Here is a 22,598-nt window from a genome sequence, read left to right as displayed (position 1 = left end):
GCAACGATGGCCTCCGCGTCCGCGCGGGTGCCATCGGCTGTATTCCCTTGCCATCCACGCCTCCGGCGGAGCAGGACCATGAACAACCCGATGTCATCGCGCGGCTATCAGACCGGTTTCGGCAACGAGTTCGCCACCGAGGCGGTGCCCGGTGCGCTGCCGGTGGGGCAGAACTCGCCGCAGCGGGTCGCCCATGGCCTGTATGCCGAGCAGCTTTCCGGCACCGCATTCACTGCGCCGCGCGGCAGCAACCGCCGCAGCTGGGTGTACCGCATCCGCCCGGCGGTGACCCACGGCGAATTCACTCCCTTTGCCCAGCCACACCTGCGCGGTGACGTCGCCCAAGGGGCGGTCTCACCCAACCAGCTGCGCTGGGATCCGTTGCCGCTGCCAACCACGCCCACCGATTTCATCGAGGGGATGTACACGATGGGGGGCAACGGCTCGCCCGACGCCCACCATGGCGTGGGCATCCACCTGTATGCCGCCAACCGCGACATGCAGGGCCGCTATTTCTACAACGCCGATGGCGAGCTGCTGATCGTCCCGCAGCTCGGCCGCCTGCGCCTGCTCACTGAAATGGGCGTGATCGAGATCGAACCGCAGCAGATCGCGGTGATTCCACGCGGCGTACGTTTCCGTGTCGAACTGCCCGATGGCGACGCACGCGGCTACGTCTGCGAGAACTTCGGCGCGCTGCTCAAGCTGCCGGACCTGGGCCCGATCGGCTCCAACGGCCTGGCCAATCCGCGCGACTTCGAAACCCCGCATGCCGCGTTCGAGAACGTCGATGGCGCGTTCGAACTGATCGCCAAGTTCGATGGTCAACTGTGGCGTGCGGATATCGACCATTCCCCGCTGGACGTGGTCGCCTGGCACGGCAACTATGCGCCGTACCGCTACGATCTGCGCCGCTTCAACACGATCGGCTCGATCAGCCACGACCATCCCGATCCCTCGATCTTCCTCGTGCTGCATTCGCCCAGCGACACGCCGGGGACCAGCAACATGGATTTCGCGATCTTCCCGCCGCGCTGGCTGGTCGCGCAGAACACGTTCCGCCCGCCGTGGTTCCACCGCAACATCGCCAGCGAGTTCATGGGCCTGATCCACGGTGCCTACGACGCGAAGGCCGAAGGCTTCGTGCCCGGCGGCGCCTCGCTGCACAACTGCATGAGCGGCCACGGCCCGGACGCGGCGACCTTCGAGAAAGCCTCCGCTGCCGACCTGAGCAAGCCGGACGTGATCAAGGACACCATGGCCTTCATGTTCGAAACCCGCGGCGTGATCCGCCCCACCGCCCAGGCGATGGACGCGGTGCACCGCCAGCGTGGGTACCAGCAGTGCTGGCAGGGCCTGAAGGCGAATTTCTCGGGGTAAGCAGCCTCAAACCGCCGCGATCTGGACGCGGTCGGCATGTTCCTTCGGCAACACCTCCAGCAACCGCTGCCGCACCCGTTCGGCATAGCCGGTGGAGGTCAGGTCCGGCAGAGCCTCCAGCGCGGCGTGCAGCGCCGCCATGACCGCGTCGTCGCTGCGCGCCTGCTGCAGGGTGTGGAACAGCGCTGCCGCGCGCGGATGGCGCTGCAGTTCCAGGATATCCAGCAGATAGATCCGGGCGGCGACCAGCGAGCGGCGGCGTTCGGTCACCGGCGCGGGCACCGTCGCCACGGTGGGCATCACGCCGGGCACGAGTGTGGCAGGCGCGACAACGGCCGCCTCCGCGACCGCACTTGATACCAGATACCCGCTCTGGATCAGCTGGATCACCATCGCCGGGGTTTCCGGGCCCACCAGCTGGCCCAGCTGGACCAGGTCACGCTGGCCGTCGCACAGGATCAACAGCCGGCGCTGGCGCATGTCCAGCGGGGCACGGTGGGCCTGCAGCGCGGTGCGGGCGAGATCGGTCTTCTGCGGTTGCATGGGGGCGGGGTCGATGCGGTGCAGGCCGAGCCTGAACGCGGCAGGTGAAACGCGGATGACAGCGACAGCCTGCATCCCGCCCACACAGCGTTCGCGCTAGGCTGCGCCCATTCACCGGGAGGATGCAGGCATGAAACAGCTGGGAAGCATGATCGCACTGGGTATGGCGCTGGCCTTGGCCGCGTGCGAGCGCACGCCGGAAACCCCGTCGGGCGATGCCGAGGCGGCCGTGCCGGCACCGGCGGCGGACACCGCGCCGGCAGCGCCTGGCACGGCCGCGCCAGGCACGGATACGCAGGGGCCGGCACGCCTGGATGGCTACGGCCCGGTGGCGCTGGGCAGCACGCTGGAGGAGGTCAGGGCGGCCTGGAAGGAACCGCTGCAGGGGGACGTCGCTGACGACTACTGCCATGCGCTGCGGCCCGAAGGCGCGCAGGCCGAGGACGTGATCTTCATGATCGAAGGCAAGCGACTGGTGCGCTACGACGTGCGCAACGACCGCATCGTCGCCCCCGGCGGCGGCAAGGTCGGCATGTCGCTGGGCCAGCTGCAGACGCTGTACCCGGACCGCGGCGACCTGACCCCGCACAAGTACGATCCGCAGGGCCACAACCTGCGCGTGCGCCCGGCCACTGAGGGCGGCGCGCTGGTCAACTTCGAGATCAATGGCGATGGCAACGTGACCGCCTGGCGCGTCGGCAAGACCCCGCAGGTGGACTACGTGGAAGGCTGTTCCTGAGCCACCGGTACCGCCCCGGTCGCATCGACGGGGCGGGCCTTCACTGTTCGGGCCGGGCTGGCCCTAGAATCGGCCCAGATCTGTCTCCGGGGAGCACCAGATGATCGCTGCCACTGTTTGGTTCGTGCTGGGCCTGGTGCTGCTGGCACTGGGCGGTGATTCCATCGTCCGGGCCGCATCGGGCCTGGCCCAGCGCTTGGGCGCCTCACCGTTCGTGGCCGGGCTGCTGCTGGTGGCCTTCGGCACCTCGCTGCCGGAACTGGTGGTCAATGCCCGCGCCTTCGTGGTCGGTGCTGAAGAACTCGCCCTGGGCAACGCGGTGGGCAGCAACATCGTCAATGTCGGCCTGACCCTGGGCCTGGCGGCGCTGGCCGCGCCGCTGCTGGTGCGTGCGCGGCTGCTCTCGCCGCTGCTGGTGTGCCTGGCGGGCGCCAGCGCATTGCTGATCCTGTTCGGTCTGGATGGCGTGATCGCACGCTGGGAAGGGGCCGTGCTGCTGCTCGCCTTCGTCGGCCTGCTGGTGTTCCTGCTGCGCCGCGCGCGGCTGGAATCCGAGCCGGTGCGCGAGGGCATCGCCGGCTACGCGATGACCCGCACAGGGCTGTTCCTCAACCTCCTGCGGCTGCTGTTCGCGGCGGTGTGCCTGTATGTCGGCGCGCGCTGGATCGTGCAGGCCGCGCCGGTGTTTGGCGCCGGGCTGGGGTGGTCACCGTTGCTGGTCGGCCTGCTGCCGGTGGCGATCGGCACGGCCTTGCCCGAAGTGGCTGCGGCGATCGCGGCGGCACGCCGTGGGCAGGGCGACATGGTGCTGGGCCACGTGATCGGCTCGAGCCTGTTCAACCTGCTGGTGGTGGTCGGCGGCATGGCCGCGCTGCGCCCGCTGGCGCTGCCCGAATCGTTCGTCAAACTGGAGCTGCCGGCGGCGATCGCCTTCGTGCTCGTGCTCTACCCGATGCTGCGCGGTGACCTGACCATCAGCCGGCGCGAAGGCGCGGTGCTGGTGGTGGCGTTCGTCGGTTGGGCCGCGCTGGAGCTGGCGTTGATCTGGGGCGGCTGACCGTCGCAGGACGCAGCGCCGACCGTGGGTCGGCTGCCCTCCGGTACGATGCAGGCGGCCGACCAAGGGTCGGCGCTACTGGCTGTCCCGGGAAACGGGGGCCTTCGCCTCATCGGCCTCGTCCGCACGGCGCGGTTCCGGCGGCGGCAACTGTTCTTCCTTGGCGGTCTTGTGGCCCGGCAGGTCCGGTCGGGTTTCCATCAGCAGCGACAACGCGGCCTTGGCCATCATGTGCGCGCTGATCGGTGCGGTGATGAACAGGAATACCGTGATCAGCAGTTCGCGCGGCTGCGGGTCCTCGCCGAGGAAGATGTGATAGCAGACCGAGCCGACCAGCACGCAGCCCACGCCCAAGGTGCTGGCCTTGGTGGGTGCATGCAGGCGCTTGAAGAACGTGGACAGCTTCACCAGGCCGAGCGCGCCGACCAGGATGAAGAAGCAGCCGAACAGCAGCAGGATCGACAGCACGATCTGGATGAAGGTGATCATTCGACGATGTCCCGGCGCAGCACGAACTTGCTCAGCACCACCGTGCTGCCGAAGCCCAGCATGGCGATGATCAGTGCGGCTTCGAAATACACCGCCGAGTTGAGGTACATGCCGAACAGCATCAGCTCGGCGATCGCCGTCACCGACAGGGTGTCCAGGGCGAGGATGCGGTCGGGCACGGTCGGGCCGCGCAGCAGGCGCCAGGTGGCCAGCAGCATGGCCAGGCCGACCACGTGCATGCACACCACCATCGTGGTCTGGATGAACATGTATCCGGTCATGGGAAAATCTCCATCAGCGGGGCTTCGTAGCGGGATTTGATCTGCCGGATCAGCGCGTCCGGGTCATCCAGGTGCAGCACATGCACCAGCAGATACCTGCGGTCATCGGACAACGCGGCCGACACCGTGCCCGGGGTCAGCGTGATCATGCTGGTCAGCGCGGCGATGCCGTGGATGTTGGCGATATCCAGCGGCAGCCAGATGAAGCCGGGATGGATGCGGCGCTCCGGTCCCAGCACCTGGATCGCGACCCGGATGTTGGAGATCAGGATGTCCCACAGGGTGACGAACAGCAGCTTGGGCAGCGGGCGGAGCGAGCCGATGCGGGCGAACTCGCGGTCCAGCCGCGCCGCGAACAGCGGCACCACCACGCCCAGGATCATGCCGAGCACGATCTGGCCGACGGTGAAGCTGTCGGACATCAACAGCCAGAACACCACCACCATCACGCTCAGCGAGGGCGAGGGCAGCACGCGTTTGTACAGGGAAGGCTTGCGCGTCATGGCTGGCGGATCTCCGGCGTGGTGGCGCGCAGTTCACCCACGTAGTCCTGCGGCTGCAGCAGCTGGGTGGCCATCGCATCGGTGTGCTGCATCAGCGGGCCGGCGAACACGCTCATCGCGATGCCGTAGCTGAGCAGCAGCGCCGCGGCGAACAGCTCCACGGTGCGCGTGGGCGCCTTGCGCGGTTTGGGGGCGCCTTCTTCGACCACCGGCACCCGCCAGAACAGGCGGATACCGCCGCGGGTCAGGCCGACGATCACCATCAGGCTGCTGCCCAGCACGGCGGCCCAGACCGCCCAGGTGTACTGCGCCGGCATGCCGGCCAGCAGTGCCGCCTTGGCCAGGAAGCCGGACAGTGGCGGCAGGCCCGCCACCGAGACCGCACCGATCAGGAACAGCACCGCCGGCGTTTCCTTGCCCGGCATCGGCGCGATGACCTCCTTGCGATCGCTGGCACCGCCACGGCGGCGGCGGATCAGATCGGCGATGAGGAACAGTGCGGCGGCCACGAAGGTGCTGTGCGGCAGGTAGTACAGGCCAGCGGAAAGCACTTCGGGGGTGCGCACCGAGAAGGCGATGAACAGCGTCGCTGCCGAGACCACCACCAGGTAGGAAATCAGCACGCGCAGGCGGGCGGCGGCCAGGACACCCAGGCCACCCAGCACCAGCGTGGCTACACCGGCCCAGAGCAGCCATTCGCTGCCGTAGCCAGCCATCGGGCCGGCACCCTCGCCGAACCACAGCGTGCTGACCCGCAGCACCGCGTACAGGCCGACCTTGGTCATGATCGCGAACAGGGCGGCCACGGCGGCCGGCGCACGGGCGTAGGCTTCGGGCAGCCACAGGTACAGCGGCATCAGCGCGGCCTTGCTGCAGAACACCAGCAGCAACAGCCCCATGGTCGCCTTGACCAGGGTCAGGTGCGAGGCCGGTACTTCGGCGATGCGCTGGGACAGCTCGGCCATGTTGAGCGAGCCCAGCGAGGCGTACAGCAGGCCGAGCGCAATCAGGAACAGGGTCGAGGCGGTGACGTTGAACACCACATAGTGCAGGCCGATGCGCATGCGCAGGCCGCGCCCGCCGCTGAGCAGCAGGCCATAGGAGGCGATCAGCATCACCTCGAAGAACACGAACAGATTGAAGATATCGCCGGTCAGGAACGCGCCGTTGAGGCCGACCAGCTGGAACTGGAACAACGCATGGAAATGCGGCGCGCGCCGGTCCCAGCCCGAACAGGCATGCAGCAGGCAGGGGATGGCCAGCAGCAGCGTGGTCACCAGCATCCAGGCCGAGAGGCGGTCGGCCACCAGCGCGATGCCCAGGCGCGAGGGCCAGTCGCCCAGCAGGTACACCGCGATGCTGCCGTCGGCAGTCTGCGCGAACAGCAGCGCGACCGCTGCCGCCAGTGCGGTCAGCGTGGTCCACGCCACGGTGCGCTGCACCTTCGGCCCGTAGCGGCGGTGTTCGACGAACAGCGAACAGGCCGCGCCGAACAGCGGAATCAGGATGGGCAGGATCACCGCATGGTTCATGCGCCGCCCTCCCGGCCCGGCGCGGTATCGGCGGGAAGTTCTTCTTCTTCGTGTGCGTCCACGTGGTCGCTGTGGTTGTCGCTGCGGCTGCGCATGGCCAGCACGATGCTCACGGCGGTCATCGCGAAGGCGATCACGATCGCGGTCAGCACCAGTGCCTGCGGCAGCGGATCGGTGTAGTTGCCCAGGTCGCTGTCGATGCCCTCACGCAGCACCGGCGCCTTGCCCTGCACCAGCCGGCCGCCGGCGAAGATCAGCAGGTTGGTCGCATACGACAGGAAGGTCATGCCGAGGATCACATCGAAGCTGCGCGCGCGCAGCAGCAGGTAGATGCCGATCGCGCTCAGTACGCCGATGGCGCTTGCCAGAGCCAGTTCCATCAGTGCATCTCCCCGGTTTTTGCCGAACGGCGGTTGGGATCGATCTCGCCTTTGCGGGCATTGCGGGTGCGCGAGGGCTTGATCGTGCCCATCATCGAGAGCATCAGCATGACCCCGCCGAAGACCACCAGGTACACACCGGTATCGAAGCCGATCGCACTGGCCAGCGGAACCTCGCCGATCAACGGAATATGCAGGTCCAGATGGCCGCTGGTCAGGAACGGCACCCCGAACAGCATCGAAGCGCAGCCACTGAGGATGGCGATCAGCAGACCGGCACCGATGCAGCGGATGTAATCGAAGCCGAAGCGCGATTCCACCGACGTGGTGCCCTGGATCACGTACTGGATCAGCAGCGGCACGGCCAGCACCAGGCCGGCGATGAAACCGCCGCCGGGTGCGTTGTGGCCGCGCAGGAACAGGAAGATCGAGACGGTCAGGGTCAGCGGGAACATGATCTGGGCCAGATCGGCCGGCACCGGCAGCTTGATCGGCGGGCCCGGCATGATCTGTTCCGGCGCCATCCGCGAGCGGCGCAGCATGGCGTGCACCACCAGCGCGGCAATGCCGAACACGGTGATCTCACCGAAGGTATCGAAGCCGCGGAAGTCGACCAGGATCACGTTGACCACGTTCTGGCCATAGGCCTCGGGCAGCGCACGCGCCAGCAGCTCGCCGGCCATGGTGTTGGGCGGCAACGTCATGGCGGTGTAGGCCATCGCGGCCAGGCCGCCACCGGCGACGATCGCGATCACCGCATCGCGCCGCTTGCGCCAGACCGACTTCTCCGGTGGCGACTGGATCGGCAGGTAGTTCATGCCCAGCAGCATTAGCACCAGGGTGACCATCTCCACCAGCAGCTGGGTCAGGGCCAGATCCGGCGCGGACAGGAACACGAAGGTCAGCGACACCATCAGGCCCACGCCACCGACCACCAGCACCGCCAGCAGGCGCTGCCGGTACACGAACAGTGCGCCCAGCGCGCAGGCCATCATCACCAGCCACAGGGCCCAGCCCAACAGGGGGATCGGCTGCGGCGAGGGCCAGTTCGGCGAGGCCGGATTGGCCACGAACGGTGCCGCGGCGACGATGATCGCCACCACCACCAGCGCCATCAGCATGCGCTGCAGGCTGCCGTTGGCCAGGCCTTGGGTGAGCCGGTGGGCGAAGCCGAACACCAGGTCCAGTTGCTTGTGGAACAGGTTGCGGCCGATGCTGCGGCTGACCACCGCATGCAGGTCGATCAGGCGGCGCAGCCCGAAGTACAGCGCGATGCCACCGATCACGCCGGCGATGCTCATCATCAGCGGGGTGTTGAAACCGTGCCAGACCGACAGGCTGTAGGCCGGCATCGCCGCGCCCAGGATCGAGGAAGCCGCGGCGTGCAGCACCGGCGCGATGGTGATCGCCGGGGCGACGCCGACGGCGACGCAGACCACCACCAGGATCTCGACCGGCACCTTCATGAAGCGCGGCGGCTCATGCGGGACGCGATCCAGGTCGTGCGGCCCCTTGCCGAAGAAGGTGTCGTGCACGAAGCGCAGGCTGTAGGCCACGCCGAACACACCGGCCAGCAGGGCGGCGATCGACATCACCACGCGCATGGTCTCCGGGCCGCCGGCCGTCAGCGCCTCGGCGAACAGCATTTCCTTGGACAGGAAGCCGTTGAGCAGCGGAATGCCGGCCATCGCCAGCGAGGCGATGATCGCCAGCGCGCTGGTGATCGGCATCAACCGCCGCAGGCCGCCCAGCTTGCGCATGTCACGGGTGCCGGTCTCGTGGTCGATGATGCCGGCGGCCATGAACAGCGAGGCCTTGAAGGTGGCGTGGTTGAGGATGTGGAACACACCGGCCACCACCGCCATCGGCGTGGACAGGCCGAACAGCATGGTGATCAGGCCGAGATGGGAGATCGTCGAATAGGCCAGCAGGCCTTTGAGGTCATGCTGGAAAATCGCGTTCCAGGCACCGATCAGCAGGGTGATCGCCCCGATGCCGCTGACCGTATAGAAGAACAGGTCGGTACCGGCCAGCGCCGGGTGCAGCCGCGCCAGCAGGAACACGCCGGCTTTGACCATGGTGGCCGAGTGCAGGTAGGCCGAGACGGGCGTCGGCGCGGCCATCGCGTGCGGCAGCCAGAAGTGGAACGGGAACTGGGCGCTCTTGGTGAAGATGCCGGCCAGGACCAGGAACAGCGCATACGGGTACAGCGCACTGGCGCGGATCAGATCGCCGGCGGCGAGCACGGCATCCAGCTCGAAGCTGCCCACGATGCGGCCGATCAGCAGCACACCGCCGAGCAGGGCCAGGCCGCCGCCGCCGGTGACCACCAGCGCCATCCGGGCGCCCTCGCGGGCGTCCTGGCGGTGTGACCAGAAGCCGATCAGCAGGAACGAGCTGATGCTGGTCATCTCCCAGAACACCATCAACAGCAACAGGTTGCCCGACAGCACCATGCCCAGCATGGCGCCCATGAACAGCAGCAGGTAGCAGTAGAAGCGGTGGGCGCTGTCGCGGGCACTGAGGTAGTAGTGCGCGTACATCACCACCAGCGCACCGATGGCCAGCACCATGCCGGCGAACATCCAGGCCAGGCCGTCCAGGCGCAGCGAGAAGGCCAGGCCGATCTGCGGAATCCACTCCCCGTAGCTGCGGACAATGCCGCCGTCCATGATCGCCGGGGTCATCGTCGCCAACAGCGCCAGTCCCCCCAGCGGAGCGGCCGCGGCTACCCAGGCGGCCGTGGAGCGGGAGGTGCGGCGGAATGAAGCGACGGCCACTGCCATCAGGAAGGGCAGGGCGAGCAGCAGGAGCAGACTAGGATTCATGCAGGGAATGCGGGATTCACGAGCAGGTCGTTCAGTCTAACAGGCAGGCAATTGCTGCCGATACACCCGAATACGCCCTCAATTGCATGTAACGTGCGCTGATTCATTTTTTCCGGGCAGCGCGACGCCCCATTCGGGTCTGTCGAAGGCCGTATGGAGGCCCGCCCTCGACTTTGCCGACTGTGGCCTCCCGACGCCGCTCGAAACGGGTCCGGAACCAGACATCGCAGGGGCTGCGGGACCCCCCGGGTGTGCACGAAGATGAACGGTGACCGTCGCTCGAAAGGCCACTGGGGACGATGCTGGACGGTGCGGCGTGGAGTGCCGGTGAGCGCGTCGGCTCGTTCAGGAAAAACTGGTCAGTAGCGCCAGTCCATCCGGCGGTAGACCTTGGCCAGGACCCACAGCGGGCCGATCAGCAGATAGACCAGATCGGTCAGGAAGCTCGGTTTGCGGCCTTCATGCTTGTGGCCGATGAACTGCGCGACCCAGGCCACGGCGAACACGCCCAACGCCAGCCAGAACAGGTTCACCAGCCCGATCTCGGCTTCCAGCAGGCGGCACACGCAGCCGATGACGAAAAAGAACGCCAGCATGCCGTAACCCAGCGTGCGCGAAAGACGGTTGTAGAAGCACCAGGCGGCGAACATCGCCAGGCCGGCCCAGATCCCGTTCTGGAACCAGGTGATCAGCGGCGGCAGGCACCACAGCAGGGCGATCACCGACCACGCGATCGCCGGGACCGCCACGACATGGATGCGCTGGTTGAGCACATTGCGGTGGTCATCGGAATAGCTGGCGAAGTAGCGGTCGATCGGGCGTGCGACGGTGGTGGTGGCCATGTTCCCTCCCAGGATCCGCAGAGCATACCGCCCCGGGCGGATAGAGCCGACCGTTGGTCGGCTTGCTCTCACCCAGACGCTACCCCTCGTGCTGCACGCGATAGGCCACCAACGTCCGCGGCAGTCGACCAACGGTCGACGCTACGGCCGGGACCCCCGGCCATCACGGCCGGGGGCGCAGGCGAATCAGTCGACCGAGATGCCGGCCAGGCGCTGCAGCGCCTCGGCATACTTGGCGCGGGTGCGCTCGATGATCTCGGCCGGGATGCTCGGGCCCGGGGCAGTCTTGCCCCAGTCCAGCGTCTCCAGGTAATCGCGGACGAACTGCTTGTCGTAGCTCGGCGGGCTGGTGCCCACCTCGTACTCGTCGGCCGGCCAGTAGCGCGAGGAATCCGGGGTCAGCATCTCGTCCATGATGTACAGACGGCCATCGGCATCGGTACCGAACTCGAACTTGGTATCGGCCAGGAGGATGCCGCGCTCGCGCGCATAGTCGGCGGCGAAGGCGTAGATGCGCAGCGTGGCATCGCGCACGCGCTCGGCCAGGTCCGCACCGACCGCCTTCACCATCGCATCGAAATCGATGTTCTCGTCATGGTCGCCGACGGCGGCCTTGGTCGAGGGGGTGAAGATCGGTTCGGGCAGCTGTTCGGCCTGGCGCAGTCCATCGGGCAGCTCGATGCCGCTGATCTTGCCGGTGCGCTGGTAGTCCTTCCAGCCGCTGCCGATCAGGTAGCCCCGGGCGATCGCCTCCACCGGGACCGGCTTGAGCTTGCGGGTGACCACCGCGCGTTTGGCGTACAGGGCCGGATCGACACCCTCGGGCAGCACGCTGGCGACATCGATGCCGGTCAGGTGGTTGGGCATCAGGTGCGCGGTCTTGGCGAACCAGAAGTTCGAGACCTGGCAGAGCATTTCGCCCTTGCCGGGGATCGGGTCGGGCAGCACCACGTCGAAGGCTGACAGACGGTCGGTCGCGACCATCAGCAGGTAGTCCCCCGGCGGAGTGCCGGCGGGGAGCCGGTCGCGCGGAATGTCGAAAACATCACGCACCTTGCCGCGATGGCGCAAGGGCAGGCCGGGGAGATCGGATTGCAACAACGTGGTCGGCACGGGCACTCCTGAGGCTTCGTCATGACAGCTGTCCAGGGGACCCGGAGGGCCCGCACAGACAGCGGGCGGCCTAGTGTAAAGCGGGTTGGGCCCGCTGTGACGTAAAATGAGGATCCTTTGTCGCCTCGGCTGCCCAGACCACCATGCGCTGGTACGGAAAACTGCTCGGATTCATCGCTGGCGCCCTGCTGTTCAGGCCCAATCCGCTGTTCGGGGCCGCGTTCGGGCTGCTGCTGGGGCATGCCTTCGATGCCGACTGGTTCCGGCTGAACAGGGAGAACCCCTACCGCGAGCTGGGGCTGACCTCCGAGGCGACCGATGCCGAGATCGACCTGGCCTACCGCCGGCTGATGTCCCAGTACCACCCGGACAAGGTGGTCGGCGCCGCCCCGGAGCTGCGCCAGCAGGCCGAGCGCAAGTCGCGCCAGCTCAATGCCGCCTACGACCGCATCAAGACCCTGCGCAAGCGCTGATTCCGCGCGGCGCCCCCTTTCAACCTCCTGAAGGTCCCGGCCATGTCCAACTGCATCATTGCTCCCTCCATCCTGTCCGCCGATTTCGCCCGCCTGGGTGAGGAAGTGGACACCGTGCTCGCGGCCGGCGCCGACTGGGTGCATTTCGATGTGATGGACAACCATTACGTGCCGAATCTGACGATCGGCCCGCTGGTCTGCCAGGCGCTGCGCAAGCACGGCGTGACCGCACCGATCGATGTGCATCTGATGGTGGAGCCGGTGGACCGCATCATTCCGGATTTCGCCGAGGCCGGCGCGACCTACATCAGCTTCCATCCGGAGGCGAGCCGCCACGTGCACCGCACCATCCAGCTGATCCGTTCGCTGGGCTGCAAGCCGGGCGTGGTGCTCAATCCCGCCACGCCGGTGGACATCCTGGACTGGGTGCTTGATGACCTGGACCTGGTGCTGGTGATGTCGGTCAACCCGGGCTTCGGCGGTCAGGCCTTCATTCCCTCGGCGCTGGACAAGGTCCGCGCGATCCGCCAGAAGATCGATGCCAGCGGCAAGGACATCCGCCTGGAGATCGACGGTGGCGTGAAGGCCGACAACATCGGGGCCATCGCGGCGGCCGGTGCGGATACGTTCGTGGCCGGCTCGGCGATCTTTAATGCGAAGACCAGCTACCAGGACATCATCGCGCAGATGCGCGGCAACGTCGCCGCGGCGCGGGGCTGAGCCATGGGAGCGGTGGCTGCCGTGACCATCCGTGTGGCCACCGCCGAGGATGCGGGGTTGATCCTGCGCTTCATCCGTGAGCTGGCCCTCTACGAAAAGGCCGAGTCGTCGGTGCAGACCGACGAAGCGGGCATCCGCGCGAGCCTGTTCGGGCCGGCGGCGAAGGCGCACGCGCTGATCTGCGAAGCCGACGGCGTCGCGATCGGATATGCGGTGTATTTCTACAATTACTCCACGTGGCTGGGCCGCAACGGGATCTATCTGGAAGATCTGTACGTGAGTCCGGAGCGCCGCGGCAGCGGTGCGGGCAAGGCGCTGCTGCAGCACATCGCACGCATCGCGGTGGCGGAAAACTGCGGGCGGTTCGAGTGGTCGGTGCTGGACTGGAATGCACCGGCGATCCAGTTCTACGAGGCCGCAGGGGCGAAGCCGCAGAGCGAGTGGACGGTGTACCGGATGGAAGGTGAGGTGTTGCGGACCTTCGCCGAAGGCTGAGCACCCGTAGCGCCGACCGTTGGTCGGCTGCCGCAGCCAACCCAACACGGTAGAGCCGACCGTTGGTCGGCTGCGCTGCTGGCGGGTCAAAAAAAGACCGCACCATTGCTGGTACGGCCCTGGGAATAGCGGGAGGCTGATCCTGCCTCCATCCATCTTCCTTGCTATGGCCTTTCATTCTCCGGACCGTCGGTGACGCTTTGATGACGTTCACCGGCGGCCATGCCACGCGCTGCTAGCCTTCGCTTCCCCACTCCCAGGAAGTACCGCATGAGCCGTCCCCATTGGCGTTTGATCCTCAACGGCAAGGCCACCGGCAATGAGGATGTGCGCGAGGCGGTGGCGACGCTGCGTGAGCGCGGGGTGCAGCTGGAGGTGCGGGTGACCTGGGAATCGGGCGATGCCGAGCGCTATGTGGCCGAGGCGATCGCGCATGGGGTCGATACGATCATCGCGGCCGGCGGCGATGGCACCCTCAGTGAGGTGGCCGAAACCCTGGCCCACCGCGAGGAGCCGGCCGACGCGCTGCCGTCGCTGGGGCTGCTGCCGCTGGGCACGGCCAACGACTTCGCCACGGCGGCGGAGATTCCCGATGCACCGCTGGCGGCGCTGGAGCTGATCAGGCACGCGCCGGCGCGCCCGGTCGACCTGCTGCGCATCGATGCCGACGGCAAGGTGTGGTGGTGCGCGAACGTGGCCAGTGGCGGCTTCGGCACCGAGGTCACGGTGGAGACCGATGAAGGGCTGAAAAAAGTGCTCGGTGGGCTGGCCTACCTGGTCACCGGGGTGTCGCGGCTGGGGCGGATCGATCCGATCCAGGCGCGAGTGCGGGCGCCGGGGTTCGAGTGGGCCGGTGGTTTCATCGCGCTGGGTGTGGGCAACGGCCGCCAGGCCGGTGGCGGGCAGGTGCTGTGCCCGGAGGCCCTGATCGACGATGGCCTGCTGGATGTCACGGTGATTCCCGAACTGAGCGGGGAGGTCGCCTCCACCTTTGCCGCGCTGGTCAAGGGCGGCAAGCGCGGCGCGCTGGAGCAGGTGGCCGAACGTGTGCAGGCGCCGTGGGTGGAGATCGAGGCCGAGCTGCCGCTGACGCTCAACCTGGATGGCGAACCGGTCCAGGCCCGGCACTTCCGCATCGACTGCGTGCCGGGGCGGGTCAACCTGCATGTGGCGCTGGACAGCCCGCTGCTATCGCGTGGCTGATGCGCGGGGCGGCGCCGGGTTCCATCCGGTGCCGTCAATGCGGTACAGTCGCCGGGTGTCCATTCTGACGACCCCGCATACCCTTTCTTCCGCTCGCCGTTGGTGGCGATGGTGGCCTGTTGCCGTCGTCCGTCCCGCCACCGCCGTTTCCCGGAAGGAAAGTCGTCTTGATCACGCTCGAGCAGTTCCAGCAGCAGGCCGCTGAAGGCCACACCCGCATCCCCGTCGTCCGTGAAGTGCTGTCCGACCTGGACACGCCGCTTTCGGTGTATCTGAAGCTCGCCGACGGCCCGCATACCTATCTGTTTGAATCGGTCGAGGGCGGCGAACGCTTCGGGCGCTATTCCATCATCGGCCTGCCGGCCCGCCGGGTGTATGCCTTCCACGGCCATACGCTGACCATCAGCGAGTCCGGCACCGTGGTGGAAACCCGCGAGGTCGCCGACCCGTTCACCGAGGTCGAGGCGCTGCGTGGCGCCCACTCCGTGCCCAAACTGGCCGGTCTGCCCGGCTTCACCGGGGGCCTGGTCGGCTGGTTCGGTTTCGAGTGCATCGGCTACATCGAACCGCGCCTGGCACCGCCGCGTGGCCGCGATGAGCTGGGCACGCCGGACATCCTGCTGCTGCATTCCGAAGAGCTGGCGGTGTTCGACAACCTCAAGGGCCGCCTGTACCTGATCGTGCATGCCGACCCCGGTCAGCCCGGTGCATGGGAGGACGCCCAGGCGCGGCTGGATGCGCTGGTCGCCAAGCTGCGTGCGCCCGGTGCCGGCTACCCCGCGCCGATCACCCGCGATGTGCTGGACGAGAACGATTTCGTCTCCGGCTTCACCCGCGAAGGCTTCATCGCCGCGGTGGATAAATCCAAGGAGTACATCCGCGCCGGTGACATCTTCCAGGTGGTGCTGAGCCAGCGCCTGAGCGTGCCGTTCAAGGCGCGCCCGGTGGATGTGTACCGCGCGCTGCGTGCGCTCAATCCCTCGCCGTACATGTATTTCCTCGACACGGGCGACGTGCAGGTGGTCGGCTCCTCGCCGGAAATCCTGGTGCGTTTGCAGGACGGGGAAGTCACCGTGCGTCCGATCGCCGGCACCCGCCCGCGTGGCGCGACGGCCGAAGAAGACAACGCGCTGGAAGTCGAACTGCTGGCCGATCCCAAGGAACGCGCCGAGCACCTGATGCTGATCGATCTCGGCCGCAACGATGCGGGTCGCGTGTCCAAGGCCGGTACGGTAGAGGTGGGCGAGCAGTTTGTGATTGAACGCTACAGCCACGTCATGCACATCGTCAGCGAAGTCACCGGGCAGCTGCAGCCGGGCCTGAGCTACGCCGACGTGCTGCGCGCGACGTTCCCGGCCGGCACCGTCAGCGGGGCGCCGAAGATCCGCGCGCTGGAAGTGATCCGCGAGCTGGAACCGATCAAGCGCAACGTCTACGCCGGCAGCATCGGCTACATCGGCTGGCATGGTGATGCTGATACCGCGATCGCGATCCGCACCGCGGTGATCAAGGACGGCCGCCTGCACGTGCAGGCCGGTGCCGGCATCGTCTACGACTCGGACCCGGGCAAGGAATGGGACGAGACGATGAACAAGGGCCGCGCGCTGTTCCGCGCCGTTGCGCAGGCGGCCAAGGGCCTGTAACGGCGCGCGGCCGAACTGCCTGACCCGTGCACGGTTGCGTGCACGCCACTTCCCCATTCAAGACGGACCCTGACCATGTTGTTGATGCTCGACAACTACGACAGCTTCACCTACAACCTCGTGCAGTACCTGCAGACGCTGGGCGCCGAGGTGAAGGTGGTGCGCAACGACGCGTTGAGCGTCGATGAGATCGCCGCGCTCGCCCCCGAGCGCATCGTGATCTCACCCGGCCCGTGCACGCCCAACGAAGCGGGCGTGTCGCTGGAGCTGATCCGCCGGCTCGGCCCGACCACGCCGATCCTGGGCGTGTGCCTGGGCCACCAGAGCATCGGCCAGGTCTACGGCGGTGATGTCATCCGCGCCACCAACATCATGCACGGCAAGACCTCGCCGATCCGCCATGAAGGCAAGGGCGTGTTCGCCGGCCTGCCGGACCGCTACCAGGCCACGCGCTACCACTCGCTGGTGGTCGACAAGACCACGTTGCCCGCGTGTCTGGAGATGACCGCCTGGACCGAGAACGAAGACGGCTCGATCGAAGAGATCATGGGCCTGCGCCATCGTGAGTACCCGGTCGAGGGGGTGCAGTTCCACCCCGAGTCGATCCTCACCGAGCATGGTCACGCCCTGCTGAAGAATTTCCTGCAGCGCTGAGCGCGCCGCATCTGCATCACAAAGGACCCCGCATGACCTTCTCCCCCCAGGAAGCCCTGCAGCGCACCATCGAGCACCGCGAAATCTTCTTCGACGAAATGGTCGACCTGATGCGGCAGATCATGCGCGGTGACGTCTCGCCGGTGATGACCGCCGCGATCCTGACCGGACTGCGGGTCAAGAAGGAAACCATCGGCGAGATCGCCGGCGCGGCCACCGTGATGCGCGAGCTCGCGCTCGCCGTGCCGGTGGAGGACAAGACGCATCTGGTGGACATCGTCGGTACCGGTGGCGACGGCTCGCACACCTTCAACATCTCCACCTGCGCGATGTTCGTGGTATCGGCGGCCGGGGCCAAGGTGGCCAAGCACGGCAACCGCAGTGTTTCCTCCAAGTCCGGCAGTGCCGATGCGGTCGAAGCGCTGGGCGCGATCATCGACCTGCGTCCGGAGGAGGTCGCGCGCGCGATCACCGAAACCGGTATCGGCTTCATGTTCGCGCCGATGCACCACCCGGCGATGAAGGTCGTCGCGCCGGTGCGCCGCGAAATGGGCGTGCGCACGATCTTCAACATCCTCGGCCCGCTGACCAATCCGGTCGGTGCGACCAACGTGCTGATGGGTGTGTTCCACTCGGATCTGGTCGGCATCCAGGCACGCGTGCTGCGCGAACTCGGTGCCGAGCGCGCGCTGGTGGTGTGGGGCCGCGACAACATGGATGAGATCTCGCTCGGCGCCGGCACGCTGGTCGGCGAGCTGCGCGACGGCAAGGTGCGCGAGTACGAAATCCATCCCGAAGATTTCGGCATCGCGATGTCGGCCAGCCGCAACCTCAAGGTCGAGAGCCCGGAGGAATCCATCGCGATGCTGCGTGGCGTGCTCGACAACCAGCCCGGCCCGGCGCTGGACATCGTCGCACTCAATGCCGGCGCGGCGCTGTACGTGGCCGGTGTCGCCGACAGCATCGCCGATGGCCTGGCCCGTGCCCGTGCGGTGCTGGCCGATGGCAGTGCGCGTTCGCGGATGGAGCAGTACGTGGCAGCCACTTGCCGCATCCGCGGGGCTGCCTGAGCCCACGTTTTCCGAATTCAGCGGGGCTGGCCGATAATGGCCGGCCTCCAGGACCCCAATGACATGAGCGACATCCTCGATACCATCCTGGCCCGCAAGGCCGAAGAAGTCGCCGCACGCCGTGCCCAGGTGCCGCTGGAGGCGCTGATCGCGCGCGTGGAACAGGCCCCGCCGGTGCGGGGGTTCGCCGATGCGCTGCGCGCCTCGATCACCGCCGGCAACCCGGCCGTGATCGCCGAGATCAAGAAGGCCAGCCCGTCCAAGGGCGTGATCCGCCCGGATTTCCATCCGGCCGACATCGCGGTGAGCTACGAATTCGGCGGCGCCAGCTGCCTGTCGGTGCTGACCGACGTGGATTTCTTCCAGGGCAGCGACGCCTACCTGCAGCAGGCCCGTGATGCCTGCACGCTGCCGGTGCTGCGCAAGGACTTCGTGATCGATGCCTACCAGGTGTATGAAGCGCGCGTGCTCGGCGCGGACTGCATCCTGTTGATCGTGGCAGCCCTCGACGACCGTCAGCTGGCCGAGCTGTCCGACCTGGCCATGCAGCTGGGCATGGACGTGCTGGTGGAAGTGCACGACATCGACGAGCTCGAGCGCGCCATCCAGGTGCCGGTGCCGCTGATCGGCATCAACAACCGCAACCTGCGCACCTTCGAGGTCTCGCTGCAGACCACGCTGGACATGCGCCAGGCCGTGCCACGCGACCGCCTGCTGGTCACCGAAAGCGGCATCCTCGGCCCGGCCGATGTCACCGTGATGCGTCAGGCCGGGGTCAACGCGTTCCTGGTCGGCGAGGCCTTCATGCGCGTGGAAGAGCCCGGTGAGGGCCTGCGTCAGCTATTCTTCAGCGCATGACACCGATCTACCCAACGCCGCGCGACGACGCCCCGCTGGTGGTCTTCGATTTCGATCACACCCTGTATGACGGCGATTCCGGCAGCCATCTGTTCGCCTGGCTGATCAAGCGCAACCCGCTGCGGCTGCTGGCCGCCCTGATTGCCACGCCGCTGCTCGGCCCGCTGGTGGCGTTCCTGCCGACCCGCCGCCGTGGCATTTCCGGCTATGTCTGGATCGCCACGTTCGGTCTGCACCGGGCGCGCGAGTTCAACAAGGTGATCGACCGTTACGTGCTCAAGCACGAGGCCGACATCCGCCGCCGCCTGCTGCCGGTCGCGCTGGAGGTGTTCGCCCGCCACCGCGCCGCCGGTGATCGCGTGGTGGTCGCCACCGGCGCGCCGCCGGAGCTGGCCCGCGCGATCTTGGCCTTCGTCGCCCACCAGGGCGTGCCGGTGATCGGCAGTGAGGTCGGGCCGTTCCTCGGCGCGGTCATCGCGACCCGTCATTGCCACAACGAAGAAAAGATGCGGATGCTGCGCGAGCGCGGCTATGGCGAGATCGACGTCGCCTACTCCGACAGCAGCGCCGACCTGCCGCTGCTGCTGGCCGCGACGGCGCCGGTGGTCGTGAACCCCAAGGCGTCGCGGGTGGCGTACTTCCGCCAGGTGCTGCCGCCGGGCACCCCCGTGCTCAACTGGGGATGCGTGGATCGCGCCGGCGATCCGGTCTGATATTTCGCTCGACGGGCCCGAACGGGGCTGAAACGGTGTCGCGTCCGGCTTAGCCTGCGCGCCACTGCACGATGGCGTGGCTGATCTGGAAGAGGCTGATGCCCAGCACCAGGACGCCGACGGCGATCAGTACCCAGCGTTCCTTGACGTTCTTGACCAGAATCGCGGCGATCGGCGCGGCCATCATGCCGCCGATCAGCAGGCCGGCCACGATGTTCAGGTACTGCACGCCCATGGTCAGCAGGAACGTGATCGAGACGGCGAGGGTCACCACGAACTCGGCCGCGTTGACCGTGCCGATGGTGGTGCGGGCCTTGCCGCCGCGTGCCAGCAGGGTGGAGGTGGCCACCGGGCCCCAGCCGCCACCGCCGCTGGCATCCAGCAGGCCGGCCACGAAGCCCAGCAACGGCACCCGCTTCACTTCCTGCGCCGGCAGCATCCGGCCGGCCGCGCGCAGCAGGATGAAGATCGCCAGCACCAGCAGATACATATAGATGAAGGGGCGGATCACGTCGCCGGGCAGCTGGGTCAGCACGTAGGCCCCCACCACGCCGCCCACCGCACCGGGCAGGGCCAGGCGCAGGAACAGCCGGCGATCCACGTTGCCGGCGGCCAGGTGCGACACCCCGGAGGCGCCGGTGGTGAAGACTTCGGCGGTGTGCACGCTGGCGCTGACCGCCGCCGGCGGCAGGCCCATGCTCAGCATCACCGAGGAGGACACCAGCCCGAAGGCCATGCCCAGCGCGCCATCAACCAGCTGCGCGCCCAGGCCGATCAGGATGAACCAATAGAATTCGCTGCCAAGCTCCATGGCGACAGCCTAGCGGTAAAACGGCAGGCAGTGCCGACCGCTGGCCGGCACCACGCAGGCCAGGCTCAACGGGTGCCGTACAGAACGACGGTCTTGCCGCGGGCATGCAGTTGCCCATCGGTCTGCAGCTTCTTCAACACCCGGCCAGCCATTTCACGCGAGCAGCCGACCAGGCGGGCAAGTTCCTGGCGCGAGACGCGCAGCTGGGTGCCCTGCGGGTGGCTCATGGCCTCCGGCTCGCGGGACAGGTCATGCAGGGTCCGCACGATACGGTCGGTCACATCCAGGAAGGCCAGGCGGCTGGCTTTCCTGCTGGTGTCCAGCAGGCGCTTGGAGAGCTGCTGGCCGATCGAGTAGAGCAGGCGCGGCGCATCGGCCGAGAGCGGGCCCAGGAACAGCTGATGCAGGCGCTCGTAGCTGATCTCGGCCAGTTCGCACGGGGTACGGGTGCGCAGGATCACCTCGCGCCGGTCCGATTCGACGAACAGCCCCATCTCGCCGACGAACTCGCCCGAGCCGAAGTAGCCCAGCACCAGCTCACGATCGTCATCTTCCTCAGCCATTATTGAGACTGAGCCACTGATCACGTAGTAGAGCGTGCCGGCCGGATCTCCCGGACGGAACACATCGGTCCGGGCGGGATAACGGCGGCGGTGGCTGTGGGCCAGGAAGCGATCGATTGTTGCGATATCCAGGGCCAATGGACTTGTGGCAAGGCGCACAGTTGACACGTTGAGGCGCTCCGATTGCTCATGAAGAATTCACGGCTATGTGCCGGGAGCTTAACGATCCGAATTGTTAAGGGCAAACCGAGCACAGGTACTCGTTTCAATGCAAGTTTCGCCCCCGATCACTTTGCCCCATAATTACTTCTTTCCCACCACACACAGGATCGACCGCCGTGGTCAAGCCGTTGCCTCGCCTGAGGTTGCAGGGTTTCAACAACCTCACCAAGGCGCTGAGCTTCAACATCTATGACGTCTGTTACGCCCGCACCGAAGAGGAGCGCCAGCGTTACATCGAATATATTGATGAAGAGTACAACGCCGATAGGCTGACTCAGATCCTGACCGACGTTGCCGAGATCATCGGCGCGAACATCCTGAACGTGGCCCGCCAGGACTACGACCCTCAGGGTGCCTCGGTGACGATCCTGATCTCGGAAGAGCCGGTGATCGACAAGAAGCAGGCCGGCAAGGAGCTGATCTCCGACGCCGTGGTCGCCCACATGGACAAGAGCCACATCACCGTCCATACCTACCCGGAAACCCATCCGCAGGAGGGCATCGCCACGTTCCGCGCGGACATCGATGTGGCCACCTGTGGCGTGATTTCCCCGCTGAAAGCGCTGAACTACCTGATCGAGAGTCTGGAATCGGACATCGTGATCATGGATTACCGCGTGCGTGGCTTCACCCGCGATGTGAAGGGCAAGAAGCATTACATCGATCACAAGATCAACTCGATCCAGAACTTCCTGGCCAAGAACATCAAGTCGCGTTACGAGATGTTCGACGTCAACGTCTATCAGGAAAATATCTTCCACACGAAGATGCACCTGAAGGATTTCGATCTGGACCAGTACCTGTTCGAAGAGAAGGCCAAGAACCTGTCGTTCAAGGAACGCATGAAGATCGAGGCGCTGCTGCGTCGTGAGATCGAAGAGCTGTTCCATGGGCGCAATCTGGCCGAGTAAGGCACTTCGCGAGGTTGTCCGGGCCTGGCCCGGGCGGCCTCGTTCAGGCGGGACGGCCCGCCCTGTGGAACCGGTGTTTGCGCAAAACCTGGTTCCACGGCAGCTACCGACGACGGTCCGGTGTGAAAACACCGGGCCGTTTTGCTTTTGTTAACCCAAGGAATCCCCATGCCCTGGATCTATCTTCTCGTCGCCGGTCTGTTCGAAATCGGCTTCGCCATCGGAATGAAGTACTCCGAAGGCTTCAGCAAGCCCCTTCCCACGCTGGCCACCGTCGCGGCCGCCCTGGTCAGCCTGTACCTGATGAGCCAGGCCATGAAGTCCATCCCGGTCGGCACGGCCTATGCGATCTGGACCGGTATCGGCGCGCTGGGCGTGGCGATGCTGGGTATCTTCCTGTTCGGCGACAGCGCCTCGCCGTCGCGGTTGGCCTGCATCGCATTGATCGTGGCCGGTGTGATCGGCCTGAAGCTGGTCTCGGGGTAACGCCCCCGACTCACGGAACACCCATGCCGCCGCTGCTTTGCGGCGGCCCCCTCTGACTCAGGGCGGGGGGCTTCTCACCAGATGCGCCC

General features: G+C 66.8%; 25 protein-coding genes. 14 read left to right on the top strand and 11 right to left on the bottom strand.

From position 1 onward, the window contains the following. Positions 1-78 precede the first annotated feature (78 nt). The gene (gene hmgA / locus ACTT2I_RS16405; protein ID WP_421098842.1) at positions 79-1,380 is read left to right on the top strand and encodes a homogentisate 1,2-dioxygenase; all 1,302 of its coding nucleotides are present in this window, start codon (positions 79-81) and stop codon (positions 1,378-1,380) included. A gap of 6 nt (positions 1,381-1,386) precedes the next feature. Here hmgA and ACTT2I_RS16400 read toward each other — a convergent pair whose 3' ends face one another. Next, positions 1,387-1,923 carry a hypothetical protein gene (locus ACTT2I_RS16400; protein ID WP_421098843.1) on the bottom strand — a complete coding sequence of 179 codons (537 nt, stop codon included), beginning with the start codon at positions 1,921-1,923 and terminating at the stop codon, positions 1,387-1,389. Between the two features lie 130 nt (positions 1,924-2,053). Here ACTT2I_RS16400 and ACTT2I_RS16395 point away from each other — a divergent pair, with 130 nt between their 5' ends. Together ACTT2I_RS16395 and ACTT2I_RS16390 are read left to right on the top strand one after the other, a co-directional pair. Then, positions 2,054-2,662 (top strand): hypothetical protein, encoded by a 609-nt coding sequence (locus ACTT2I_RS16395; RefSeq protein WP_421098844.1) that lies wholly within the window; start codon positions 2,054-2,056, stop codon positions 2,660-2,662. Positions 2,663-2,762: 100 nt separating this feature from the next. Then, a complete protein-coding gene (locus tag ACTT2I_RS16390; RefSeq protein ID WP_421098845.1) occupies positions 2,763-3,719 on the top strand; it encodes a sodium:calcium antiporter in 957 nt (318 codons plus the stop codon). A gap of 75 nt (positions 3,720-3,794) precedes the next feature. On the opposite strand, the gene ACTT2I_RS16385 is transcribed toward ACTT2I_RS16390, so the two are convergent. From ACTT2I_RS16385 to ACTT2I_RS16350, 8 genes are all read right to left on the bottom strand, one after another. Beyond that, positions 3,795-4,208 carry a Na+/H+ antiporter subunit G gene (locus ACTT2I_RS16385; RefSeq protein WP_421098846.1) on the bottom strand — a complete coding sequence of 138 codons (414 nt, stop codon included), beginning with the start codon at positions 4,206-4,208 and terminating at the stop codon, positions 3,795-3,797. After that, positions 4,205-4,489, bottom strand: coding sequence for a K+/H+ antiporter subunit F (locus ACTT2I_RS16380; RefSeq protein WP_070472350.1), 285 nt, complete (start codon positions 4,487-4,489; stop codon positions 4,205-4,207). Before ACTT2I_RS16380 ends, ACTT2I_RS16385 begins: the two co-directional genes overlap by 4 nt. Next, on the bottom strand, positions 4,486-4,992 hold the full coding sequence (locus ACTT2I_RS16375; RefSeq protein WP_088433567.1) for a Na+/H+ antiporter subunit E: 507 nt from the start codon (positions 4,990-4,992) through the stop codon (positions 4,486-4,488). Before ACTT2I_RS16375 ends, ACTT2I_RS16380 begins: the two co-directional genes overlap by 4 nt. After that, entirely contained in the window at positions 4,989-6,524 is a 1,536-nt protein-coding gene (locus ACTT2I_RS16370; RefSeq protein ID WP_121040638.1) for a monovalent cation/H+ antiporter subunit D, read from the bottom strand. The genes ACTT2I_RS16375 and ACTT2I_RS16370 overlap by 4 nt, the downstream gene beginning before the upstream one ends. Further along, the gene (locus tag ACTT2I_RS16365) at positions 6,521-6,904 is read right to left on the bottom strand and encodes a Na+/H+ antiporter subunit C (protein ID WP_019185295.1); all 384 of its coding nucleotides are present in this window, start codon (positions 6,902-6,904) and stop codon (positions 6,521-6,523) included. The genes ACTT2I_RS16370 and ACTT2I_RS16365 overlap by 4 nt, the downstream gene beginning before the upstream one ends. Beyond that, entirely contained in the window at positions 6,904-9,732 is a 2,829-nt protein-coding gene (locus tag ACTT2I_RS16360) for a monovalent cation/H+ antiporter subunit A (RefSeq protein ID WP_421098849.1), read from the bottom strand. The genes ACTT2I_RS16365 and ACTT2I_RS16360 overlap by 1 nt, the downstream gene beginning before the upstream one ends. Positions 9,733-10,091: 359 nt before the next feature. Then, a complete protein-coding gene (locus ACTT2I_RS16355; protein WP_421098850.1) occupies positions 10,092-10,574 on the bottom strand; it encodes an Mpo1 family 2-hydroxy fatty acid dioxygenase in 483 nt (160 codons plus the stop codon). A 186-nt stretch (positions 10,575-10,760) separates the two neighbouring features. Then, positions 10,761-11,687 (bottom strand): phosphoribosylaminoimidazolesuccinocarboxamide synthase, encoded by a 927-nt coding sequence (locus ACTT2I_RS16350; RefSeq protein WP_293981808.1) that lies wholly within the window; start codon positions 11,685-11,687, stop codon positions 10,761-10,763. 143 nt (positions 11,688-11,830) lie between these two features. Here ACTT2I_RS16350 and ACTT2I_RS16345 point away from each other — a divergent pair, with 143 nt between their 5' ends. The 9 genes from ACTT2I_RS16345 to ACTT2I_RS16305 all read left to right on the top strand — a co-directional run bounded on the left by ACTT2I_RS16345 (position 11,831) and on the right by ACTT2I_RS16305 (position 19,516). Further along, positions 11,831-12,160, top strand: coding sequence for a J domain-containing protein (locus ACTT2I_RS16345; protein WP_019185299.1), 330 nt, complete (start codon positions 11,831-11,833; stop codon positions 12,158-12,160). A 42-nt stretch (positions 12,161-12,202) separates the two neighbouring features. Continuing rightward, on the top strand, positions 12,203-12,880 hold the full coding sequence (gene rpe / locus ACTT2I_RS16340; protein ID WP_088433572.1) for a ribulose-phosphate 3-epimerase: 678 nt from the start codon (positions 12,203-12,205) through the stop codon (positions 12,878-12,880). A gap of 12 nt (positions 12,881-12,892) precedes the next feature. Beyond that, positions 12,893-13,375: a GNAT family N-acetyltransferase gene (locus tag ACTT2I_RS16335; protein ID WP_421098851.1), complete on the top strand. Its 483-nt coding sequence runs from the start codon at positions 12,893-12,895 to the stop codon at positions 13,373-13,375. Between the two features lie 270 nt (positions 13,376-13,645). After that, positions 13,646-14,578 (top strand): lipid kinase YegS, encoded by a 933-nt coding sequence (gene yegS / locus ACTT2I_RS16330; protein WP_293981816.1) that lies wholly within the window; start codon positions 13,646-13,648, stop codon positions 14,576-14,578. A 167-nt stretch (positions 14,579-14,745) separates the two neighbouring features. Next, a complete protein-coding gene (gene trpE, locus ACTT2I_RS16325; RefSeq protein WP_421098852.1) occupies positions 14,746-16,221 on the top strand; it encodes an anthranilate synthase component I in 1,476 nt (491 codons plus the stop codon). 75 nt (positions 16,222-16,296) lie between these two features. Further along, complete coding sequence (locus ACTT2I_RS16320; RefSeq protein WP_019185309.1) at positions 16,297-16,875, top strand: anthranilate synthase component II; 579 nt, start codon at positions 16,297-16,299, stop codon at positions 16,873-16,875. A gap of 32 nt (positions 16,876-16,907) precedes the next feature. Further along, positions 16,908-17,945, top strand: a complete 1,038-nt coding sequence (trpD, locus tag ACTT2I_RS16315; RefSeq protein ID WP_421098853.1) for an anthranilate phosphoribosyltransferase — start codon at positions 16,908-16,910, stop codon at positions 17,943-17,945. 63 nt (positions 17,946-18,008) lie between these two features. Further along, entirely contained in the window at positions 18,009-18,803 is a 795-nt protein-coding gene (gene trpC / locus ACTT2I_RS16310; RefSeq protein ID WP_293981251.1) for an indole-3-glycerol phosphate synthase TrpC, read from the top strand. Next, positions 18,800-19,516 carry a haloacid dehalogenase-like hydrolase gene (locus ACTT2I_RS16305; RefSeq protein ID WP_088433578.1) on the top strand — a complete coding sequence of 239 codons (717 nt, stop codon included), beginning with the start codon at positions 18,800-18,802 and terminating at the stop codon, positions 19,514-19,516. Before trpC ends, ACTT2I_RS16305 begins: the two co-directional genes overlap by 4 nt. A gap of 49 nt (positions 19,517-19,565) precedes the next feature. Here the strand turns inward: ACTT2I_RS16305 and ACTT2I_RS16300 are convergent, their stop codons facing one another. Continuing rightward, complete coding sequence (locus ACTT2I_RS16300; protein WP_088433579.1) at positions 19,566-20,327, bottom strand: sulfite exporter TauE/SafE family protein; 762 nt, start codon at positions 20,325-20,327, stop codon at positions 19,566-19,568. Between the two features lie 65 nt (positions 20,328-20,392). Continuing rightward, complete coding sequence (gene crp, locus ACTT2I_RS16295) at positions 20,393-21,058, bottom strand: cAMP-activated global transcriptional regulator CRP (protein ID WP_088433580.1); 666 nt, start codon at positions 21,056-21,058, stop codon at positions 20,393-20,395. A gap of 170 nt (positions 21,059-21,228) precedes the next feature. Here crp and speD point away from each other — a divergent pair, with 170 nt between their 5' ends. Next, positions 21,229-22,023, top strand: coding sequence for an adenosylmethionine decarboxylase (speD, locus tag ACTT2I_RS16290; protein WP_019185315.1), 795 nt, complete (start codon positions 21,229-21,231; stop codon positions 22,021-22,023). A gap of 168 nt (positions 22,024-22,191) precedes the next feature. Beyond that, complete coding sequence (gene sugE, locus ACTT2I_RS16285; protein ID WP_070472306.1) at positions 22,192-22,509, top strand: quaternary ammonium compound efflux SMR transporter SugE; 318 nt, start codon at positions 22,192-22,194, stop codon at positions 22,507-22,509. The last annotated feature ends 89 nt before the right edge of the window (positions 22,510-22,598 follow it).

It is taken from the genome of Stenotrophomonas sp. PUT21 (assembly GCF_052232875.1).
Classification (GTDB): Bacteria; Pseudomonadota; Gammaproteobacteria; order Xanthomonadales; family Xanthomonadaceae; genus Stenotrophomonas; species Stenotrophomonas maltophilia_N.
This window is presented reverse-complemented; position numbering and strand designations above follow the sequence as displayed.

What these genes read in the sequence shown, in the direction of transcription:
- yegS (WP_293981816.1), top strand. Translation starts at nt 13,646, where the DNA reads ATGAGCCGTCCCCATTGGCGTTTGATCCTCAACGGCAAGGCCACCGGC.
- hmgA (WP_421098842.1), top strand. Translation starts at nt 79, where the DNA reads ATGAACAACCCGATGTCATCGCGCGGCTATCAGACCGGTTTCGGCAAC.
- ACTT2I_RS16360 (WP_421098849.1), bottom strand. Translation starts at nt 9,732, where the DNA reads ATGAATCCTAGTCTGCTCCTGCTGCTCGCCCTGCCCTTCCTGATGGCA.
- ACTT2I_RS16370 (WP_121040638.1), bottom strand. Translation starts at nt 6,524, where the DNA reads ATGAACCATGCGGTGATCCTGCCCATCCTGATTCCGCTGTTCGGCGCG.
- ACTT2I_RS16375 (WP_088433567.1), bottom strand. Translation starts at nt 4,992, where the DNA reads ATGACGCGCAAGCCTTCCCTGTACAAACGCGTGCTGCCCTCGCCCTCG.
- ACTT2I_RS16320 (WP_019185309.1), top strand. Translation starts at nt 16,297, where the DNA reads ATGTTGTTGATGCTCGACAACTACGACAGCTTCACCTACAACCTCGTG.
- ACTT2I_RS16345 (WP_019185299.1), top strand. Translation starts at nt 11,831, where the DNA reads ATGCGCTGGTACGGAAAACTGCTCGGATTCATCGCTGGCGCCCTGCTG.
- ACTT2I_RS16385 (WP_421098846.1), bottom strand. Translation starts at nt 4,208, where the DNA reads ATGATCACCTTCATCCAGATCGTGCTGTCGATCCTGCTGCTGTTCGGC.
- trpD (WP_421098853.1), top strand. Translation starts at nt 16,908, where the DNA reads ATGACCTTCTCCCCCCAGGAAGCCCTGCAGCGCACCATCGAGCACCGC.
- trpC (WP_293981251.1), top strand. Translation starts at nt 18,009, where the DNA reads ATGAGCGACATCCTCGATACCATCCTGGCCCGCAAGGCCGAAGAAGTC.
- ACTT2I_RS16305 (WP_088433578.1), top strand. Translation starts at nt 18,800, where the DNA reads ATGACACCGATCTACCCAACGCCGCGCGACGACGCCCCGCTGGTGGTC.
- ACTT2I_RS16300 (WP_088433579.1), bottom strand. Translation starts at nt 20,327, where the DNA reads ATGGAGCTTGGCAGCGAATTCTATTGGTTCATCCTGATCGGCCTGGGC.
- ACTT2I_RS16380 (WP_070472350.1), bottom strand. Translation starts at nt 4,489, where the DNA reads ATGACCGGATACATGTTCATCCAGACCACGATGGTGGTGTGCATGCAC.
- ACTT2I_RS16400 (WP_421098843.1), bottom strand. Translation starts at nt 1,923, where the DNA reads ATGCAACCGCAGAAGACCGATCTCGCCCGCACCGCGCTGCAGGCCCAC.
- rpe (WP_088433572.1), top strand. Translation starts at nt 12,203, where the DNA reads ATGTCCAACTGCATCATTGCTCCCTCCATCCTGTCCGCCGATTTCGCC.
- ACTT2I_RS16390 (WP_421098845.1), top strand. Translation starts at nt 2,763, where the DNA reads ATGATCGCTGCCACTGTTTGGTTCGTGCTGGGCCTGGTGCTGCTGGCA.
- ACTT2I_RS16365 (WP_019185295.1), bottom strand. Translation starts at nt 6,904, where the DNA reads ATGGAACTGGCTCTGGCAAGCGCCATCGGCGTACTGAGCGCGATCGGC.
- ACTT2I_RS16395 (WP_421098844.1), top strand. Translation starts at nt 2,054, where the DNA reads ATGAAACAGCTGGGAAGCATGATCGCACTGGGTATGGCGCTGGCCTTG.
- ACTT2I_RS16355 (WP_421098850.1), bottom strand. Translation starts at nt 10,574, where the DNA reads ATGGCCACCACCACCGTCGCACGCCCGATCGACCGCTACTTCGCCAGC.
- sugE (WP_070472306.1), top strand. Translation starts at nt 22,192, where the DNA reads ATGCCCTGGATCTATCTTCTCGTCGCCGGTCTGTTCGAAATCGGCTTC.